Source organism: Kiloniellales bacterium, from assembly GCA_030064845.1.
Lineage (GTDB): Bacteria > Pseudomonadota > Alphaproteobacteria > Kiloniellales > JAKSDN01 > JASJEC01.
The window spans coordinates 96,700-115,719 of sequence record JASJEC010000001.1 but is presented as its reverse complement, the minus strand read 5'-3'; the positions used below and the strand labels follow the sequence as shown (position 1 = coordinate 115,719).

Genomic DNA, 19,020 nt, shown 5'->3' with positions numbered 1-19,020 from the left:
GTGACCCAGGAAGCGGCCAGCGGGGACGCTCTCGTCGTCTTCACACCCTCGGGCCGGCGCGGCCGATTTCCCAAGGGAACTCCCCTTCTCAAGGCCGCGCGCAGCCTCGGTGTCGACGTGGACTCGGTGTGCGGCGGCCGCGGCATCTGCGGCCGCTGTCAGGTCAGTCCGAGCCTCGGCGAGTTCGCCAAGCACGGCATCGTCAGCCGTTCAGAACATCTCAGCGACTTCAACGAGGTCGAGGCCCGCTACGGATCGCGCAAGGGCCTCGGGGCGGGCCGTCGCCTGTCCTGCCAGGCGCTGCTCCAGGGCGACATGGTGATAGACGTGCCGCCCGACAGCCAGGTGCACAAGCAGGTCGTCCGCAAACGCGCGGAGGTGCGCGACATCGAGCTCGATCCGGCGATCCGTCTCCACTACGTCGAGGTGGAGGAGCCGGACATGCACAACCCGAGCGGCGATCTCGAGCGCCTGCTGAAGGCGCTCAAGGAGCAGTGGGAACTGACCGGGCTGGAATGCGACTTGCACATTCTCCAGTCGCTGCAAGGCGCGCTGCGCGCTGGCGCCTGGAAGGTCACGGTCGCGGTGCACCGCGCGCAGGTCATCACGCAGATCTGGCCCGGCTTCCACGACCGCGCCTACGGCCTGGCGATCGACGTCGGCTCGACCACGATCGCGGCCCACCTGTGCCGCCTCTCGACCGGCGAGGTCCTGGCCTCCTCAGGAATCATGAACCCGCAGATCCGCTTCGGCGAGGACCTGATGAGCCGGGTCTCCTACGTAATGATGAACCCCGGCGGCGAGCAGGACATGACCCGGGCGGTGCGCGAGGCCATCAACACGCTGGTCTGCGAGGTCGCCGAAGAGGCCGCGATCGACAGGAACGAGATCCTTAACGCGACCTTCGTCGGCAATCCGATCATGCACCACCTGCTGCTTGGGATCGACCCGACCGAACTGGGCGGCGCGCCCTTCGCGCTGGCGGCCAATTCCGGCATTACCCTTTGGGGCAAGGAACTGGACCTGGACATCAGCCGCAATGCCCGGGTCTACGTCCTGCCCTGCATCGCCGGTCACGTCGGCGCCGATACCGCCGGCGTGATCCTCTCGGAATCGCCGCACCTGTCGGACGAGATCACCCTGGTGGTCGACGTCGGCACCAACGCCGAGATCGTTCTGGGCAGCAAGCGGCGCCTGCTGGCCGCCTCCTCGCCGACCGGGCCGGCCTTCGAGGGGGCGCAGATCTCCTGCGGCCAGAGGGCGGCGCCGGGCGCCATCGAGCGCCTTCGTATCGATCCCAAGACGCTCGAGCCCCGCTACAAGGTGATCGGCAGCGACCTCTGGTCCGACGAGCCAGGATTCGCCGAGACTACCTCGAAAACCGGTATCACCGGCGTCTGCGGCTCCGGGATCATCGAGGCCCTGGCCGAGATGTACCTGACCGGCATCCTGGCCAGCGACGGCACCATCGACGGTGCGGCTGCCGCCCGCTCGCCGCGGGTCCAGCCCGACGGGCGCACCTTCACCTACCTGATTCGCGAGGGCGAGCCGGAACTGAGGATCACCCAGAACGACGTCCGCGCCATCCAGTTGGCCAAGGCGGCGCTCTACGCCGGCGCGCGCCTGCTGATGGACCACCTGGAGATCGATTCCGTCGACCGGATTGTCCTGGCCGGCGCGTTCGGCAGCCATATCGACGTCAAGTACGCGATGATTCTCGGCATGATTCCCGACTGCGACCTCGCCAAGGTCTACGCGGCCGGCAACGCTGCGGGAACCGGCGCCCGAATCGCCCTGCTCAACCAGAAGGCCCGGGACGAGATCGAGCGGGTGGTGCGCCAGGTCGAGAAGGTGGAGACCGCGGTCGAGCCCAAGTTCCAGGCGCATTTCGTCGAGGCCATGGGCATCCCCCATGCGAGCGCCCCCTATCCGAACCTGAGCCACGCTGTGCAGCTGCCCGCGCGCCCGGCGCCGGCGTCGGCCGACCCGGAAAAGGGACCGCGCCGCCGCCGCCGCCGGAGCGAACGCACGTCGGCCGTGAGCGAGGACGCGCATTGAGAAGCCGCTCCGGAATAATGGAGACCAAATCAAGAACTGGTGCGGAAAGGCTTCGGAGAAAAAGAGCGACAGTCATGAGGCTAAAGACTTGGCCTGACTACTACTCTTCCGGAGTCATGGCCGATGGACGGCCTTTACATCCGCCGCCATTTGGTCAAGATGCTTGAAACTCCGGGAAAGCCGCAGGGCCACGAAACAATGCGTCGGCCCCGAGACCATTCACCGCATTGAACATCAGGGAGGTTCCAAATGAGTGAAAGACAACATCCGCACATCCCGAAGCTCAAGGAACAGCTAGTCGAGGGGACGATCGACCGCCGCGAGTTTCTGCGCTACTCGACCTTGCTTGGTTTGTCGGCGAGCGCCGCCTACGCCTTCGTCGGCAAGGTGACGGGCCAGCACTTCGTGGCCCCGGCAAAAGCCGCGATGCCCAAGGGCGGCAACCTGAAGATCTCCATGCGCGTGCTCGAGGTGAACGACCCGCACACCTTCGATTGGGTCACCGACTCGAACATCGCGCGCCAGGTCTGCGGCTACCTGACTCAGACCGGCCACGACAACGTCACGCGGCCCTATCTGGCCGAGAGCTGGGAGGTCAGCGACGACCTGAAGACCTGGACGCTCAGAACCCGCAAGGACGTCAAGTGGCACAACGGCCGCCAGTTCACGGCCGAGGACGCCGCCTGGAACCTGAGGCACGCGCTCGATCCCGAGACCGGCTCCTCCGTGGTCGGCCTGATGAAAGGCTACATGCTGAACGAGGGCGCCGACGGGAAGACGGTGCTCTGGGACGCCAATGCCATCGAGGTCGTCGATCCCCACACGCTGCGGCTGAACCTCAAGGCGCCGCAGGTGGCGGTGCCGGAGCACCTCTTCCACTATCCCATGATCATCGTCGATCCGGAGGAAGGCGGCAAATTCGGCGTCGGCTCCAACGGCACCGAGGCCTTCGAGCTGGTCGAGCACCGTGTCGGCGAGAAGTCGATCCTGCGGGCCCGGTCAGAATACTGGGGCGAGGGTCCCTTCCTCGACCAACTGACCTTCATCGATCTGGGCGACGACCCCTCGGCCGCGATCGGCGCGCTGGCGTCGCGTCAGGTGCACGGCATCTATCAGGGCGACATCTCCCAGCTCGACGTCTTCAAGGGCATCCCGGGCGCCGTCATCCACCAAGCGGACACGGCCCAGACTGCCGTGGCCCGCGTCCAGGTCGACCGCGACCAGTTCAAGGATCCGCGGGTCCGCAAGGCCATGCGCCTCGCGGTCGATCCGAACTCGATCCTGCAGATCGCGCACCGCGGCCTGGGCAAGCCGGCCGAGCACCATCACGTAAGCCCGATCCATCCCGACTACTTCCCCTTGCCGGAGATGAAGCGGGACGTGGCGGCGGCCAAGAAGCTGCTCGCGGACGCCGGCCACAGCGACGGCATCAAAATCGAGATCGCCTGCAAGCAGGATCCTTCCTGGGAACTGACCGCCGTCCAGGCGATGGTCGAGCAGTGGAAGGAAGCCGGCATCCGGGTCGACATCAACGTGATGCCCTCGGCGCAGTTCTGGGACAACTGGGACAAGGTGCCCTTCGGCTTCACCTCGTGGACCCACCGGCCGCTCGGCTTCATGGTGCTCAGCCTCGCCTATCGCAGCGGGGTGCCGTGGAACGAATCCAACTACGCCAACCCGAAGTTCGACGAGATCCTGACCAAGGCCGAAGGCACTTTGGACGTGGAGGAGCGCAAGCTCCTGATCAAGGAACTCGAGATGATCATGCAGGAGGACGGCCCGATCGTTCAGCCGATCTGGCGCGCCGTGTTCAGCGTGATGAACGAGAAGGTCAAGGGCTGGAAGCAGCACCCGACCGACTACATCTTCGGCAACACGCTCGGCATCGAGTCGTAGGAGTCGAACCTCGGGAAGCGGTGCCAAAAAGCGCATCTCGAGGCGGAAAATTCGGGCGCTCCGACCGGAAAGGCCGGGCGCCCCTTTTCTTTTCGCGCCGGAGAGGCGTCTTCTACCAGGCGGTCAGTAGCGGCCCTCCCTGCGGTCTTGCCGGCGCTCCTTTTTCCTGACGTCGGCCTTCTTCCTGCTGTCTGAGTCCTGCGAGCTGTTATGGCCGTGGCCGGCGTGATGGCCATGATAGCCGTGATAGCCGTGATAGCCGTAGCGGTGATGATAGTGGCATCCGGGAAGGGCCAGCAGAACGCCCATGGCGAGGGCCGGAACGGCGAGCTTGATGATCGTGGGCCTCATGGCGGTCACGCTCCCTATCTGACAAGTCATTGATGTTTCTTAAATTACGGGGAAAAGACGCGGGCCATCCCCGGTGCCCTGCGTTCGAATGCCGTAGCATTCGCCGGCCGTTTGGTGTTTACCTGAAAACTGGGACGCCGCCCCCAGCGAAGGAGGAACGCCATGGACACCGTCAGCTTCATTCGGATGGATCAGGGAACCCGCGAGGACTACGCGCTGATAGACGCGGCCCTAGCGCGCCACAAGGCGGCGACCCACGCCGACAACATCCTGAACCTGCTGAAGGCCATGCGCGGCGAGACTCTGGGCTTCAAGATCGACCGCTACCAGCATTCGCTACAGACCGCCACCCGGGCGCGACGCGACGGGGCGGACGAGGAGATGCAGGTGGTCGCCCTGCTGCACGACATCGGCGACGTGATCGCCCCGGACAATCACAGCGAGGCCGCGGCAGCCGCCCTCAAGCCCTACGTCAGCGAGACCAACTATTGGCTGTTGAAGCACCACGGCCTGTTCCAGGGCTACTATTACTTCCACCATTACGACCAGGACCGCAACGCGCGCGACCGCTACCGCGGCCACCCGGCCTTCGAGGTGACCGCGGACTTCTGCGAACGCTGGGATCAGACTTCCTTCGACCCGGCCTACGACACCCTGCCGCTCGAGGCCTTCGAGCCGATGGTGCGCAAGATCCTGGCCCGCGAACCGCGCTACGCGGCTTGAGCGGGGTGTCGGACCCCGGGCGCGGCGGCGGACCGGCCAAGAGCGTCCGGGAACCCTTCCGGTTCTTCGATAACCGGGGCAAGTATCTGCTCTTCGCGACCACGACCAGCGAGAAGCGCAAGATCGCCGAGCGCGCCGGCCTGGAGCTCGAGCAGCTCTCGCCCAAGCCGCCGGCGCTCAGGATCTTTCAGGCCGGTGCCGGTGAAGGCACGCTGCTCAACCTTGCCCTGCGCCACCTGCACCTGCGATGGCCCAACGCACCCTTCTTCGTGGTGGTCAAGGAGAACAGCGCCGAGTTCGTGCGCCTGGCGGTCCGTACGCTGGCGGACCGCTTCCGCGAACACCCGGCCCTGGTGATGGTGATCACCAATACCCGCTACACCGAGGCCGCCGCGATCGATCCCGATGTCGGGATCGGGTCCGATGCCACCCACTGGCGCGAGGTCGCCCTCGAGGGAACCTCGGCCTACGGCTTCGCGGCGCAACTCAACCGAGAGGCCGGTTTCATCAACCGGGCCTGGCAGGAGATGGAGGACTGCGCCGAGGAAGAGCGGACCGCGACCAGGCCGAGCGTCCTGGTCCTCTATCGCAAGGACCAGAGCTTCGCCCTGGACCGCATCGTCCCGAGAAAGACGGGGGCGGCCTGGGCCTACGATCTGATTCTGGCCGCGCAGCCCTACCGCAGCCGCCTTCCCGCCGAGACCAAGGCCCGCTGCCTCCTGGCGCCGCTCGCGCGGGCGTTGGCGCCCGGCGGCAGGATGCTGGTGGTGCAGTCGACCGGCGAGGACCCGGGCATGGAGATCGTGCATGAGGTCTGGCCCGACGCCGCGCCCTTCCCCACCCCGCGGCGCAGCCTGCTCGAAGCGCTGCGCAGGGCGCTGGGCAAGGACGCGCGCGGCTTCCGATTTCCCGCCCTCTCGGACGACGCGGCGAAGTTCTTCTACCGCCTGCAGCTCAACCCCGACGAGCTCGACTCCGCGATCGGCACATCGACCCTGCTGGCCGCCTGGAACGCCGCCACCTATGTCGCGCAGATCGACGATGCGCGCCTGACCGAAGCCATGTCGCAGGACGGCTATCTGCGCGCCACGCAGAAGGTTCTCCAAGCCAACGACGGCCTCTGGTTCAAGAACGAATGCCTGGTCGTGACCAGGCCGGAAAAGCGGACGTAAAGCCGATCATGTTTCCTCGGGTCCAATTCGCAGTTCCATATCCGGGCGGGTCGGCGCCGGGGTCACGTTGCTCTTCAGTTGCAGTTCCAGTCGTGGCATTGTACGGGCCGTCGACCTGTCACCTTTGACCCACGTCAACCTCCCGCCACTGGGTGCATGATACGAGCGGCGGTACCTTGTCATCAGACGAGTTTTCCCGGGCGGAAGACGATGAGCAGACGTCAGTAAGACAATGAAACAGATAGGGAGTTGAGCCATGTACAAGAGATCGGTCCTAGCCGCCCTTCTGTGGGCAAGCGTCGCAATCTTCTCGCCGGCGTTCGGCCAGTCGGCAAAGATCGCGGGCTACGACCTTGGAGACTTCGAAACGAGAACGACGGCAAGTCTCGTCAATATCTGCACGATACAGAGCGGGCATAGCGACTACCTCGAAGCGCTCAGCTTCTGTTACGGCTTCTTCGCGGGCGGCGGCGCCTATCACAATGGTTTGGTCGCGGTCGAATCCTACAACCCGATTGTCTGCGCGCCGCCCAAGGCAACGATTAGCGAGGCGGTTGACATCTTCGTCGCCTTCGCCAAGTCGAACCCCCAGACCTCGGAATGGCGGGCTATGCGGACGATCGTGACCGCTCTGGCCGAGCAGTGGCCGTGCAAAAAGTAGAAGCGTTGGCATTGGATGTGATCCTGGAAACGATGGAGCGATGAAATGCATGCGGTGTTGAAGGCAAGAACCGTCGAATTCGGTCTGGTTCAGATGGCGCGCTGGACGGCGCCTCTCCTGGTGGTGTTCGCGCTGGTTCTCGGCGGTTGCGAGATGTCCGAGACCCAGGAACGGACGGCGAAGGGAGTGGGAGCCGGAGCAGCCGTCGGCGCCGCGGGCGGCGCCCTCTTCGGGGCCATGGCAGGGTCTCCCGGGATGGGCGCGGCGATCGGCGCGGGCGTGGGCGCGGCCGCAGGCGGTGTTGGCGGCTACGTCTACGATCAGCACGAGAAGCGGAAAGACAGCGACGCGGAGAACGAGCGGCTGCGCCGCGAGAACGAGGAGTTGCGGCAGCAGCAGAACCAATAGAAGACCCTCAACAAGCGTCTCGATGTTTCTGGGGTGTAACAGCCCCGGTTCTCATTACGTGGCCTGGGTAGTACCCAGGCCTTTTTTTTGCACCGGCACGACATCCGTCGCCGCGAAGTTTTGGTTGCGATCTGCTCTAGTCCCCGAAGGCACCGCCTTCGACGACGAAGGACTCGTCGATGAACCAGAGGCCGCCATGGCGCGAGAGGACCTCGCGGGTCGCCTCGAGGTATCTGCCGGAGGTCATGGCCTCGGCGAGTTGAAGGTCGTCGATCTGGGCGACGTAGACCGCGGCGTTCCAGGCGGTCAAGAGGATCGACATCTGGATCGGCTCGGCCAGCTCCTCGGACCGGGAGTGCAGACCGTAGCGGAACAGCGTGTGGTTGTCCGGCTCGATGGCGAAGCTGCGCCCGGGCGCGGAGCGGCGCAGCTGCTCACCAAGCGCTCTCATGACCATGGGCGCCGGCGTGCGGAACGGGCTCTCGTCCGGCCACACGCCACGGATGATCTCCATGCCGGGGTCCTGGCCGGTCGACTGGATCACCACCATGCGCCCCGCCGGCGCCAGGGCCCGCGCCAGGGGCTCGAGCACCAGCCGTGACTTGGTCTCTGCCGGGGTGCGGGTCCGGTAGGGCTGCGCCGCGATGACCAGGTCGTAGTTGCCCCCATCGCCGCCCTTCTGGGGCACGATGCCGTCGAGTTGGAACTTCCGGTCGGCGCGATAGAGAATCAGGACCGAGGGCGTCACGTAGAGCGGGTTGCCGGTCTTCTCGCTGTTGCGCACCTGCCACCAGTCGACCAGCAGCGGCTGTAGCTCGGTAATCTGGGCATCGAACTCGTGGGCGCTGCCGCCCTCCAGCGCGACCTCACGCCACTGCAGGGTTGCCTGCTTCGCCTTCGATTCGGGACGCAGGTGCGGGGCCTCGCGGTAATGCAGGTTGGTCACGGCCACGACCATCTGAGGATGCTCCGCGAAGCGATCCGGCAGCTTCTCCAAGGTCATGCGGACGTCTTCGACCGAGATCTCCTTGCCGACCACCAGAAAGGGCACGGTCGGAAAGCGCTCGTGCAGCTGTCGCAGGACGTCCGTCAAGACGGTGCCATCGCCCATGCCGGCGTCAAACACGCGAAGCGCCGGAGGGCTCGGCCGCAGGCTCGCGAGCTCGCCGCCGACCCGCCGGGCGATCGCCCACTTTTCGCCGCAGGTCGTGACGAACTGGAGGTACTTCTCCCGGTTGTCGAAGAAGCGGAAGGGCCGCTCCCCGGCGCCGGCGCTCGCTTCGCTCACGGGCCCCCTCGTCGCTATGCCGCCTATTCGGGGAAACCGGCCGTTACTGGGCCGCCATGCCAGCCAGCTCGGGCTTCGTCTCGGAGACCGTTGGCAGCCCCCGTTCCCGACGCGGCGTTCGGCCGAAGAAATCGCGGTAACACTTCGAGAAGTGCGACGCCGAGACAAAGCCGCAAGCCAGCGCCACGTCGATCACCGACATGTCGGTCTGCAGCAGGAGCAGACGCGCCTTGTTGAGTCGGAGCTCGAGATAGTAGCGGGCCGGCGAGCGATTCATGTACTTGCGGAACAGGCGTTCGAGCTGCCGGGTCGATAGCCCGGCGCTCTTGGCCAGTAAGCTCCGGGGCAGCGGTTCCTCGAGGTTCTCGTTCATCTGATCAATCACCGAGAGCAGCTTCGGATGGCGCACCCCGAGGCGCGCCGGCAGGGACATGCGCTGGTGGTCGTGCCGGTCGCGGATGCGCTCGTGCATGAACTGGTCGGCCACGGCGACCGCCAGCTCGTGGCCGTGCTGCATGGCGATGACATTGAGCATGAGATCGATCGCCGCGGTCCCGCCGGAACAGGTGAAGCGGTTGCGGTCAATCTCGAAGAGCTCGGAGGTCAACTCCAGCTCGGGATAGTTCTCCGAGAAGCTCGCCAGGTTCTCCCAGTGAATGGTGCAGCGATAGCCGTCGAGCAGGCCGGCCCGGGCCAGCACATGGCTGCCGGTGCACAGCGCCCCGATATCGATTCCACGTCGCCCGGCGCGGCGCAGCCAGGAGAGCAGCGGCTTGTCTTCCAGGCGGTGGATGTCGAGGCCGCCGCAGACCGCCACCACGTCGCACTGCACCCGGTCGTCGAGCGCGCCGTCGGGCTGCAGCATGATGCCGTTCGAGGCGGTCACGGGCCCGCCGTCCGAACTGTAGAGCCGCCAGCGGTAGAGTTCCTCGCCGCTCGCTCGGTTGGCGAGGCGCATGGCTTCGACGGCCGAGCCGAAGGCGATCATGGAGAATCGCGGCACCAGCACGAAGGCGACCTTGAACGGCAGCTCCTTCACAGGTGAACCCAGCATGGTCAATCAGCCTCGCCCCCGTCCCCGCCCAATTTTCCGGGACATACCAAGACTTTGGCACAAGAATCAGCCTGTCGCTAACGGAAAAAATCCTGGCGGGGAATCGCAAGCCTGATCAGGGCACATGACGCTTTTTGAGCGACCGCCAGGAAGCCTGATATGGTACGCAAGCGGTTGCCGCGTCGGTCGTCGCGTGGCATTGCTTTGCGGGAAGGCGCCCTTGGCGCGGCATCTAGGGGAAGGACAAGGGCGCGGATGAAGTCCCGGTATTCGATCTTCAGCCTGGCGCGTAACGCTCTGAATTATCACGAAGATTGGCCCGAGGCCTGGCGCGCGCCCGAGCCCAAGGCGGCCTACGACGTGGTCATTATCGGCGGCGGCGGCCACGGGCTGGCCACGGCCTACTACCTCGCCAAGGAGCACGGGATCACCGACGTGGCGGTGATCGAGCGGGGCTGGCTGGGCGGCGGCAACACCGGGCGCAATACCACCATCGTCCGCTCCAACTATCTCTGGGACGAGAGCGCGGCGCTCTATGAGCACGCGCTGAAGCTGTGGGAAGGTCTGAGCCAGGAGCTGAACTACAACGTCATGTTTAGCCAGCGCGGCGTGCTCAACCTCGCGCACAACCAGCACGATCTCAGGGAGATCTCGCGCCGGGTCAACGCCAACCGCCTCAACGGCGTCGACTCAGAGTTCCTCGATGCCCAACAGGTCAAGGCGTTCTGCCCGCCGATCGACCTCAGGGCGAAGGGCCGCTACCCGGTGCTCGGCGCCTCGCTGCAACGGCGCGGAGGCACGGCGCGCCACGACGCGGTGGCCTGGGGCTACGCCCGCGCGGCCGATGCCCGCGGCGTCGACATCATCCAGAACTGCCCGGTCACCGGTATCGAGGTGGAGAACGGCCGGGTGCGGGCGGTCGAGACCGCCAGGGGCAGGATCGAGGCCAAGAAGGTCGCCATCGTGGTCGCCGGCCATTCGGCGGTGTTGGCGGAGATGGCCGGCTTCCGCCTGCCGGTTCACGTCCTGCCGCTGCAGGCCCTGGTTTCCGAGCCGGTCAAGCCGGTGATCGACTGCGTCGTCATGTCGGGCGCGATCCACGCCTACATCAGCCAGTCCGACAAGGGCGAGCTGGTGATCGGCGCCGGGGTCGACCACTACGTCGGCTACGGCCAGCGCGGCAGCCTGACCGTTACCGAGGAGACCCTGGCCGCGATCTGCGAGCTCTTCCCCCTGTTCCGCCGCATGCGCATGCTGCGCCAGTGGGGCGGCATCGTGGACACCTGCCCCGACGCGAGCGCGATCATATCCAAGACCCCGGTCGACGGCATTTTCATCAACTGCGGCTGGGGCACCGGCGGCTTCAAGGCGACGCCGGGCTCCGGCTGGGTGTTCGCCCACACCATCGCCAAGGACGAGCCGCACCCGCTCAACGCCGCCTTCAGCCTGGATCGCTTCACCGGCGGCTACCTGATCGACGAGCACGGCGCCGCTGCTGTGGCCCACTGAGCAGTCCGGGAAACGCGCCCATGCTTCTCATCCCCTGCCCCTATTGCGGACCGCGCGCCGAACTGGAGTTCTCCTACGGCGACGAGGCGCATATCGCGCGTCCCAAGCAGCCGGAGAAGCTGAGCGACGAGGCGTGGGCCGACTACCTCTTCATGCGCAACCACGTGAAGGGCGTGTTTTTCGAGCGGTGGGTTCACGTCCACGGATGCCGGCGCTGGTTCAACGTCGCGCGCGACACCGTGACCTACGAGATCCTCGCGGTCTACGAGATGGGCCAGAAACCGCCCAAGATCAAAGCGCGCGGCTACGTATAGGCGATACCGACGTGCAACAAACTTACACCCCTCGTTTGTCATTGCCGGACTTGATCCGGCAATCCAGGAGCGGCCGGCATCCCTGGATGCCCGGGTCGGGGCCCGGGCATGACACTCAAGGGGATCCAGGTGCCCCAGGGCCGGAAAACTAGAATGGCGCAGAGCTTCCGACTTTCAGAAGGCGGTCACGTCGATCGCGGCCGGCCCCTCGGCTTCCGCTTCAACGGCCAAGGCTACCAGGGCTACGCCGGCGACACCCTGGCCTCGGCCCTGCTCGCCAACGGCGTCCACCTGGTCGGGCGCAGCTTCAAGTATCATCGGCCGCGCGGCATCGTGACGGCGGGACCGGAAGAGCCCAACGCCATCGTGCAGGTCGGCCAGGACCCGCAGACCGACCCCAACATCCGGGCGACCCAGATCGAGCTGGTCGAGGGCCTGACCGCCCGCTCCCAGAACTGCTGGCCCAGCGTCGGCTTCGACATCGGCGCGGTCAACAACCTGGCGTCGCGCCTGCTGCCGGCCGGCTTCTACTACAAGACCTTCATGTGGCCTGCCTCGTTCTGGATGAAGTACGAGCACTTCATCCGCCACGCGGCCGGCCTGGGCAAGGCGCCGAGCGGGCGCGACCCCGACCGCTACGACCAGACCTACGCGCACTGCGACGTTCTGGTGGTCGGCGGCGGACCAGCCGGCCTGGCCGCGGCGCGGGCCGCCGCCGCGACCGGCGCCCGGGTCATCCTGGCGGAGCAGGACTTCCAGTTCGGCGGCGACCTCCTGGCCCAGCAAGACGAGAAGATCGGCGCCAAGCCCGCGCTCGACTGGGTCGCGGACACGCTGATCGAGCTCGGCAAGTCGAGCGAGGTCCGCCTGCTGCCGCGCACCACGGTCTACGCCTACTTTGACCACAACTTCCTCGGTCTGGTCGAGCGGGTAACCGATCACCTCGACGAGGCGCCGGACAACCTGCCCCGCCACCGACTCTGGAAGGTCAGGGCGAAGCAAGTCGTCTTGGCGACCGGCGCACTGGAGCGGCCCCTCGTCTTCGCCGACAACGACCGGCCCGGGGTCATGCTGGCCGGGGCCTGCCGCACCTATCTCAACCGCTACGCGGTCAAACCCGGCAAGCAGGCGGTGGTCTTCACCAACAACGACGGGGCCTACGGCACGGCGCTCGACCTGCACCGGGCCGGCGTCCAGGTCGCCGGCATTGTCGATCTGCGGCCGGCGCCGGAAGGCCCCCTGTCCGAGCAGGCCGACGCTCTCGGTCTGCCGATTCTGAACGAGCGGGCCGTCGTCGCGGTCGAGGGCGGCAAGCGGGTCAAGCGGATCCGGGTCGCGCCGCTCGGCGCCGACGGTGCCAGCGTGAGCGGCGAGGGCGAGGCCCTGGACTGCGACCTGCTGCTCTCCTCCGGCGGCTGGAACCCGACGGTCCATCTGCTCTCCCAGTCCAAGGGCACCCTGGCCTGGGACGAGCTGCGCGGTTGCTTCCTGCCCGACAAGGCGGCCCAGGCGACGATCAACGCCGGCGCCTGCAACGGCGCCTTCGGCCTGGCGGGCTGCCTCGAACAGGGCCATGCCGCGGGTGAGACGGCCGCCGCCGAGGCCGGCTTCCCGGCCAAGGGGCGCGGCAAGAAGCCGCCGAAGGCGATCGACCGGGGCTTCCTGCCGGCCCGCTGGCTGTGGCTCGTGCCCTCCAACAAGCCGCTCGGCCGCGGCGGCAAGCATTTCGTCGACCAGCAGAACGACGTGACCGCCGCCGATCTGAAGCTGGCCATGCGGGAAGGCTACCGCTCGATCGAGCACATCAAGCGCTATACGACGACCGGCATGGGCACCGACCAGGGCAAGACCGGGAACGTCAACGCCATCGGCATCGTCGCCGAGGAGCTCGGCGAGCCCCTGCCCGACGTCGGCGTCACCACCTTCCGGCCACCCTATACGCCGGTGACCTTCGGGGTGTTCGCGGGCCGCAACGTGGACGCGCTGCTCGATCCGGTGCGCAAGACGCCGATGCACGCCTGGCACGAGCAGAACGGCGCGGCCTTCGAGGACGTCGGCCAGTGGAAGCGCCCCTGGTACTATCCCCGGGCGGGCGAGGACATGCACGCCGCGGTGGCGCGCGAGGTCAAGGCCTGCCGGGACTCCCTCGGCATCCTCGACGCCTCGACGCTGGGCAAGATCGACATCCAGGGCAAGGACGCGGTGACCCTCCTGAACCGGGTCTACACCAATGCCTGGAGCAAGCTGGAGGTCGGCCGCTGCCGCTACGGCCTCATGCTAGGCGAGGACGGCATGGTGATGGACGACGGCGTCACCGCCCGCCTAGGCGAGCACCGCTTTCTCATGACCACGACGACCGGCAACGCCGCCAGCGTGCTCGCCCACCTGGAGGAGTGGGTGCAGACCGAGTGGCCAGAGCTCGAGGTTTTCATGACCAGCGTCACCGAGCAGTTCGCCACCGCCTCGATCGCCGGCCCCAACGCCCGCGCGCTCCTCGGCGGGCTGACCCGGGACATCGACCTCGCGCCGGAGGCCCTGCCCCACATGAGCTTCGCCGAAGGCACGGTGGCCGGCATCCCGGCCCGGGTCTTCCGCATCTCCTTCACCGGCGAGTGCGCCTTCGAGATCAACGTGCCGGCGAGCTACGGCCTGGCGCTCTGGCAGGCCCTCATGACCGCGGGCGCCAAGTACAGCATCACGCCCTACGGCACCGAGGCCATGCACGTGCTGCGCGCTGAGAAGGGCTACATCATCGTGGGTCAGGAGACCGACGGCTCGGTCACGCCGCTCGACCTCGGCATGGACTGGATCGTCTCGAAGAAAAAGGACTTCATCGGCAAGCGGTCGCTCAGCCGCAGCGACATGGTGAAATCCGACCGCAAGCAGCTGGTCGGCCTGCTGACCGAGGATCCGCAAGCCGTTCTGCCCGAGGGCGCCCAACTGGTCGAGACGGTGCTGGGCAAGCCGCCCATGCCGATGCTCGGCCACGTCACCTCGAGCTACATGAGCCCCAACCTGGGCCGTTCCATCGCCATGGCCCTGATCAAGGGCGGCCGCGAGCGGATCGGACAGAAGGTCTTCGCGCCCCTGGCAGGCGGCAGTACACTGGCGGCGGAGATCACCGCGAGCGTGTTCTTCGACGCGGAAGGAGAGCGGCTCCGTGGCTGAGCAGTTCCTCAGACAGAGCCCCTTGGCCCACCTGGGACTCGAGGGACAGGCACAGGCCGATATGGGCGAGGCCGGCGTTGCCCTGGCGGAACGTCCCTTCCCGGCGATCGTCGACCTGCGCGGCGAATCCGGGGCCCTCGCCGGCCCCTTGAAGGCGGCTTTCGAGATCGACCTGCCGCGTGAGGCCGGAGGCACGGCGCACAAGAACGGGCTGAGCGTTCTCTGGCTTGGTCCAGACCAGTGGTGGCTGGTCGACGAAAGCGGCCGCCTTGCTGCCGTCCAGGTCTCGGACGCGCTGAGCGGCCCGGCCCATGCAGCGACGAACGTCGGCGAGAGCCGGACCCGCATCCGCGTGTCGGGCCCCCGGGCGCGGGACCTGCTCGCCAAGGGCTGCCCCCTGGACCTACATCCCCGGGTCTTCCCCGAGGGTAGCTGCGCCCAGAGCCTGGTCGCAAAAGCCGGGGTTCTGATTCACTGCCTGGAGGACGGCGCCGGCTACGACCTCTACGTCATCCGGTCGTTCGCCGAATATCTCTGGCGGTGGCTCGCCGACGCCGCCCGCGAATACGGCTTCGCCGTTCTGCCGCGCTGAGCCGCCCGAAGGCGGCGACCCGTTCCAATCAGGCCGCGTCTCTCTCCTGCTGGTCCTGGATCATGGCGCTCAGCGCCTCGACCTGATCGGACAGGCTCTCGAGGCTGCGCCGGACCTGCTCGAGCTGCTCGGCGATCTGCATCGGAGTCGCCTGCGGCACTTCCGGCGCGAAGCGGTCCGTGCCTTCGACCAGCCAGGTCGGAGCGACGCCCAGCATCTGCGACAGGGTCAACAGCCGGTTCGTCCGCGGCGAGGTCTCGTCCCGCTCCCAGCTGGTCAGCGTTCGCGTCTTCACGCCCAGGCGCCGGGCAAGCTGGGCGGTCGTCAAATCGGCCCGTTCGCGCGCCGCGCTGATTCGTTGTCCCAAAGTATCGAGTTTGTCGCTGTCGATGACTTTCACGGCATTTCTCCATGAACGAGGGTTCGCAGGAATTGGGACTCGGCGCGGCGTGACCTGCGGCACGGGCTGTCTATCGCAAAGATCGCGACAGCGCGATAGTCTCTTTACTACTTTCTGCAGATTTTCTCTCCGGCAGTTCGGGAGCAGGGGAGATGCGCAGGCGCGGTCTTGAGTCGTATCCGGCCTAGGCCGTCTGCGTCGCGCGCTGCTGACCCGGCAAACACGAAAGGACGCGCCATGTCGACCTGGATCAAGTCCGCGGAATGGGTGGTTGCCTGGGATGAAAGCGAAGGGTGCCACCGCTACCTGCGCAACGCCGACGTGGTGTGGAACCGGGACGGCATCGTCCACGTCGGGCCCGGCTACCGGGGCGCGGCCGACGAGATCATCGAGGGCGACGGCCTCTTCGTGCTGCCGGGCTTGGTGGACATCCATTCCCATCCCGCCTCCGAACCCGCGTTCCGCGGCCTGCGCGAGGAGCACGGCCGGCCGCGCATGTACATGACAGGGCTCTACGAGCGGTGCATCGCGTTCCGGCTGGACCATGAGGGCATGCTGGCCTGCGCCGAGGCGGCTTATTGCGAGCTGCTGCAGAGCGGCGTCACCACCATCGCCGACCTCTCCGAGCCCTACCCCGGCTGGCTCGACCTGCTCGCCCGCAGCGGCCTGCGGGGCTACGTCGCACCGGGCTATGCCGCCGCGCGCTGGCGGCTCGAGAACGACTACGAGCTGAAGTTCGACTGGGATGAGGCCGCCGGCCGCCGCGGCTTCGAGGCGGCGCTCTCGCTGGCCAGCGAAGCCGGGGCGCACCCGAGCGGCCGGCTGAACGGCATGCTCTATCCCGCGCAGATCGAGACCTGCCCCGCCGACCTGCTGCGCGACAGCGTCGAGGCGGCGGCGGAACTGGGCGTTCCCGTCACCACCCACGCCTCGCAGAGCGTCTTCGAATTTCAGGAGATCGTGCGGCGCCACGGCAAGACGCCGGTGCAGTTCGCCAACGACCTGGGAATCCTCCGGCCGGGCATGATCGTCGGCCACGCGATCTTCATCGACGAGCACTCCTGGCTGCACTGGCCGACCCGAGAGGATCTCCGGATCCTGGCCGACAGCGGCGCCGCCGTGGCCCACTGCCCGACGCCCTTCGCCCGCTACGGCACGCTGCTGGAGGACCTCGGCCGCTACATGCGGGCCGGCGTCACGGTCGGCATCGGAACCGACTGCGCGCCCCACAACATGCTGGAAGAGATGGGCCGGGCCGCGGTGCTGGCGCGGATCGCGGCCGGCGACATCGAGACCACCTCGACCGCCGCGGTGCTCCACGCCGCCACGGTCGGCGGCGCCGCCGCCCTGGGCCGGGACGACATTGGACGGCTGGCGCCCGGAAAGAAGGCCGACCTGGTCGTGGTCGATTTGGCGCACCCGCACATGCGGCCGGTGCACGATCCCCTGCGCAGCCTGATCTATACCGCCGCCGAACGGGCCGTGAGCGACGTCTATGTGGACGGCCGCAAGGTGGTCGAGAAGGGCCGTGTGCTCGGCCTCGATCAGGAAGCCGCGCTCGCCCGCCTCCAAGAGGCCCAGGCCCGCATGCTGGAGGCAACCCCCGCCTACGACTACGCCGGCCGCCCGGCCGATGCCATCGTGCCTCTGTCCCTGCGGCTCGGCTGATTGGGCGAAGGCCGGGAGAGTGGCCCGCTCTAGGCAAGGTAGCGGAATTGCGTCATGCTGTTGTCACGAGCGGGGGAAATGCCCGACCCAAACAAAGAGACCCCGGCCGAAGGGGCCCATGGATTACTCGAGACACCCAGGGAGGTATCCATGTCATTGCTAGCGAAACGTCTTTTCACCGGCGCCGTTCTGCTCGCCGGACTTGGGCTGGCGGCCGCCGAAGCCTCGGCGGAGTCGGTCCTCAGGGCCAAGGTCCACGCCGACCTCAAGAACCACGACCCGATCTGGACCACGGCCTATATCACGCGTAACCACGGCTACATGGTCTACGACACGCTCTTTGCCATGGACGAGAAGTTCGAGGTCCATCCCCAGATGGCCGAGGGCGCCGTGGTCAGCGACGACGGGCTGGTCTACACCATCACGCTGCGCGACGGCCTGAAGTGGCATGACGGGACGCCGGTCACCTCGGCCGACTGCATCGCCTCGATCGCCCGCTGGGGCAAGCGCGACGGCATGGGCCAGCAGCTCATGTCCAACATGGCCTCCATGGAGGCGGTCGACGACAAGACCTTCAAGCTGACCCTGAGCAAGCCCTGGGGCCTGGTCCTGCCTGCCCTCGGCAAGATGAGCTCCAACGTGCCCTTCATGATGCCCAAGGCCATGGCCGAGACCGACGCCTTCGAGCAGGTCCCCGAGATCATCGGCTCGGGGCCCTTCAAGTTCGTCAAGGACGAGTGGGTGCCCGGCAGCAAGGTGGTCTACGTCAAGAACGAGGACTACGTGCCGCGAAGCGAGCCCGCCAGCGGCCTCGCCGGCGGCAAGGTGGTGCATTTCGACCGGGTCGAGTGGCTCTACATCCCCGACCAGAACTCGGCGATGAACGCCCTGATCAACGGCGAGATCGACTTCTTCGAGGAGCCCCAGACCGACCTGGTACCGGTGCTGGAAGCCTCGCAGGGCGTGGTCGTCGAAGTGATCGACACCAAAGGCAGCCAGGGCTGGCTCCGGATGAACCACATGCACCCGCCGTTCGACAAGGCGGAGGCGCGCCAAGCGGTGCAGCTCATGGTCGACCAGCCGACCTACCTCCAGGCCATCGCGGGTGATCCAAAGTTCTTCCAGACCTGCCCGGCGATGTTCGTCTGCGATACGCCCTATGCCACGGACGTCGGCTCCGAACGGGTGATGAGCAACGACCAGGCCAAGGCGATCGAGATGCTCAAGGAGGCCGGCTACCACGGGCACAAGGTCGTCCTGATGCATCCGACCGACCTGCCGACCTTGAGCAACGCCACCCAGGTCACGGCCCAGCTGATGCGCCAGGTGGGCTTCGACGTCGAGGTTCAGGCCATGGACTGGTCGACCCTGACCTCGCGCCGGGCCGAGACCAAGGCCCCGGCGGACGGCGGCTGGAACGTCTTCCATACCTCCTGGATCTCGCCCGACCTCATGCACCCGGTCGCCAACATCGGCGTTTCGGGCGGCTGCGAGGAGAAGGCCTGGTTCGGCTGGCCCTGCGATCCGGAAATCGAGAAGCTGCGCGAAGCCTTCGCTTTCGAGACCGATTCCGCGAAGCAGAAGGCGCTCGCCGAGCAGGTCCAGGGCCGCGCCATGGAGATCGTCACCTACGTGCCGATCGGCCAGTACCAGGAGCCGCAGGCCTGGCGGGACAACGTGACCGGCGTCATCAAGTCGCCGGTCCTGGTGTTCTGGAACATGAAGAAGAACTGAGCGGCAACGCTCGTCCGGCCCGCC

The 19,020-nt window shown here is 66.9% G+C and carries 16 protein-coding genes; 12 read left to right on the top strand and 4 right to left on the bottom strand.

Annotation, left to right across the window (positions count from 1 at the left end; all coding sequences use genetic code 11):
* Positions 1-2,058: an ASKHA domain-containing protein gene (locus QNJ67_00520; protein ID MDJ0607432.1), complete on the top strand. Its 2,058-nt coding sequence runs from the start codon at positions 1-3 to the stop codon at positions 2,056-2,058.
* 249 nt (positions 2,059-2,307) lie between these two features.
* Positions 2,308-3,954 carry an ABC transporter substrate-binding protein gene (locus QNJ67_00515; GenBank protein ID MDJ0607431.1) on the top strand — a complete coding sequence of 549 codons (1,647 nt, stop codon included), beginning with the start codon at positions 2,308-2,310 and terminating at the stop codon, positions 3,952-3,954.
* Between the two features lie 123 nt (positions 3,955-4,077).
* Here QNJ67_00515 and QNJ67_00510 read toward each other — a convergent pair whose 3' ends face one another.
* Positions 4,078-4,305 (bottom strand): hypothetical protein, encoded by a 228-nt coding sequence (locus QNJ67_00510; protein MDJ0607430.1) that lies wholly within the window; start codon positions 4,303-4,305, stop codon positions 4,078-4,080.
* A 162-nt stretch (positions 4,306-4,467) separates the two neighbouring features.
* Here QNJ67_00510 and QNJ67_00505 point away from each other — a divergent pair, with 162 nt between their 5' ends.
* The 4 genes from QNJ67_00505 to QNJ67_00490 all read left to right on the top strand — a co-directional run bounded on the left by QNJ67_00505 (position 4,468) and on the right by QNJ67_00490 (position 7,269).
* Positions 4,468-5,028, top strand: coding sequence for an HD domain-containing protein (locus tag QNJ67_00505; protein MDJ0607429.1), 561 nt, complete (start codon positions 4,468-4,470; stop codon positions 5,026-5,028).
* Positions 5,025-6,200: a hypothetical protein gene (locus QNJ67_00500; protein ID MDJ0607428.1), complete on the top strand. Its 1,176-nt coding sequence runs from the start codon at positions 5,025-5,027 to the stop codon at positions 6,198-6,200. Before QNJ67_00505 ends, QNJ67_00500 begins: the two co-directional genes overlap by 4 nt.
* Before the next feature lie 256 nt (positions 6,201-6,456).
* Positions 6,457-6,861, top strand: a complete 405-nt coding sequence (locus tag QNJ67_00495; GenBank protein ID MDJ0607427.1) for a Rap1a/Tai family immunity protein — start codon at positions 6,457-6,459, stop codon at positions 6,859-6,861.
* A 54-nt stretch (positions 6,862-6,915) separates the two neighbouring features.
* The gene (locus tag QNJ67_00490; GenBank protein ID MDJ0607426.1) at positions 6,916-7,269 is read left to right on the top strand and encodes a glycine zipper domain-containing protein; all 354 of its coding nucleotides are present in this window, start codon (positions 6,916-6,918) and stop codon (positions 7,267-7,269) included.
* Between the two features lie 136 nt (positions 7,270-7,405).
* Here QNJ67_00490 and QNJ67_00485 read toward each other — a convergent pair whose 3' ends face one another.
* Complete coding sequence (locus tag QNJ67_00485) at positions 7,406-8,557, bottom strand: hypothetical protein (GenBank protein ID MDJ0607425.1); 1,152 nt, start codon at positions 8,555-8,557, stop codon at positions 7,406-7,408.
* A 43-nt stretch (positions 8,558-8,600) separates the two neighbouring features.
* The gene (locus QNJ67_00480; GenBank protein MDJ0607424.1) at positions 8,601-9,611 is read right to left on the bottom strand and encodes a GlxA family transcriptional regulator; all 1,011 of its coding nucleotides are present in this window, start codon (positions 9,609-9,611) and stop codon (positions 8,601-8,603) included.
* A 255-nt stretch (positions 9,612-9,866) separates the two neighbouring features.
* Here QNJ67_00480 and QNJ67_00475 point away from each other — a divergent pair, with 255 nt between their 5' ends.
* The 4 genes from QNJ67_00475 to QNJ67_00460 all read left to right on the top strand — a co-directional run bounded on the left by QNJ67_00475 (position 9,867) and on the right by QNJ67_00460 (position 15,194).
* Positions 9,867-11,120: a sarcosine oxidase subunit beta family protein gene (locus tag QNJ67_00475; protein MDJ0607423.1), complete on the top strand. Its 1,254-nt coding sequence runs from the start codon at positions 9,867-9,869 to the stop codon at positions 11,118-11,120.
* A 20-nt stretch (positions 11,121-11,140) separates the two neighbouring features.
* Positions 11,141-11,434 carry a sarcosine oxidase subunit delta gene (locus QNJ67_00470; protein MDJ0607422.1) on the top strand — a complete coding sequence of 98 codons (294 nt, stop codon included), beginning with the start codon at positions 11,141-11,143 and terminating at the stop codon, positions 11,432-11,434.
* Between the two features lie 108 nt (positions 11,435-11,542).
* Entirely contained in the window at positions 11,543-14,602 is a 3,060-nt protein-coding gene (locus QNJ67_00465; GenBank protein ID MDJ0607421.1) for a sarcosine oxidase subunit alpha, read from the top strand.
* A complete protein-coding gene (locus tag QNJ67_00460) occupies positions 14,595-15,194 on the top strand; it encodes a sarcosine oxidase subunit gamma family protein (protein ID MDJ0607420.1) in 600 nt (199 codons plus the stop codon). The genes QNJ67_00465 and QNJ67_00460 overlap by 8 nt, the downstream gene beginning before the upstream one ends.
* A gap of 28 nt (positions 15,195-15,222) precedes the next feature.
* Here QNJ67_00460 and QNJ67_00455 read toward each other — a convergent pair whose 3' ends face one another.
* Entirely contained in the window at positions 15,223-15,594 is a 372-nt protein-coding gene (locus QNJ67_00455) for a helix-turn-helix domain-containing protein (GenBank protein MDJ0607419.1), read from the bottom strand.
* A 237-nt stretch (positions 15,595-15,831) separates the two neighbouring features.
* Between QNJ67_00455 and QNJ67_00450 the strand changes: the two genes are divergently transcribed.
* Together QNJ67_00450 and QNJ67_00445 are read left to right on the top strand one after the other, a co-directional pair.
* Positions 15,832-17,262: an amidohydrolase family protein gene (locus QNJ67_00450; protein ID MDJ0607418.1), complete on the top strand. Its 1,431-nt coding sequence runs from the start codon at positions 15,832-15,834 to the stop codon at positions 17,260-17,262.
* Positions 17,263-17,412: 150 nt separating this feature from the next.
* On the top strand, positions 17,413-18,996 hold the full coding sequence (locus tag QNJ67_00445) for an ABC transporter substrate-binding protein (protein MDJ0607417.1): 1,584 nt from the start codon (positions 17,413-17,415) through the stop codon (positions 18,994-18,996).
* Positions 18,997-19,020 lie beyond the last annotated feature (24 nt).

What these genes read in the sequence shown, in the direction of transcription:
- QNJ67_00445 (MDJ0607417.1), top strand. Translation starts at nt 17,413, where the DNA reads ATGTCATTGCTAGCGAAACGTCTTTTCACCGGCGCCGTTCTGCTCGCC.
- QNJ67_00495 (MDJ0607427.1), top strand. Translation starts at nt 6,457, where the DNA reads ATGTACAAGAGATCGGTCCTAGCCGCCCTTCTGTGGGCAAGCGTCGCA.
- QNJ67_00480 (MDJ0607424.1), bottom strand. Translation starts at nt 9,611, where the DNA reads ATGCTGGGTTCACCTGTGAAGGAGCTGCCGTTCAAGGTCGCCTTCGTG.
- QNJ67_00515 (MDJ0607431.1), top strand. Translation starts at nt 2,308, where the DNA reads ATGAGTGAAAGACAACATCCGCACATCCCGAAGCTCAAGGAACAGCTA.
- QNJ67_00470 (MDJ0607422.1), top strand. Translation starts at nt 11,141, where the DNA reads ATGCTTCTCATCCCCTGCCCCTATTGCGGACCGCGCGCCGAACTGGAG.
- QNJ67_00510 (MDJ0607430.1), bottom strand. Translation starts at nt 4,305, where the DNA reads ATGAGGCCCACGATCATCAAGCTCGCCGTTCCGGCCCTCGCCATGGGC.
- QNJ67_00450 (MDJ0607418.1), top strand. Translation starts at nt 15,832, where the DNA reads ATGTCGACCTGGATCAAGTCCGCGGAATGGGTGGTTGCCTGGGATGAA.
- QNJ67_00465 (MDJ0607421.1), top strand. Translation starts at nt 11,543, where the DNA reads ATGACACTCAAGGGGATCCAGGTGCCCCAGGGCCGGAAAACTAGAATG.
- QNJ67_00505 (MDJ0607429.1), top strand. Translation starts at nt 4,468, where the DNA reads ATGGACACCGTCAGCTTCATTCGGATGGATCAGGGAACCCGCGAGGAC.
- QNJ67_00475 (MDJ0607423.1), top strand. Translation starts at nt 9,867, where the DNA reads ATGAAGTCCCGGTATTCGATCTTCAGCCTGGCGCGTAACGCTCTGAAT.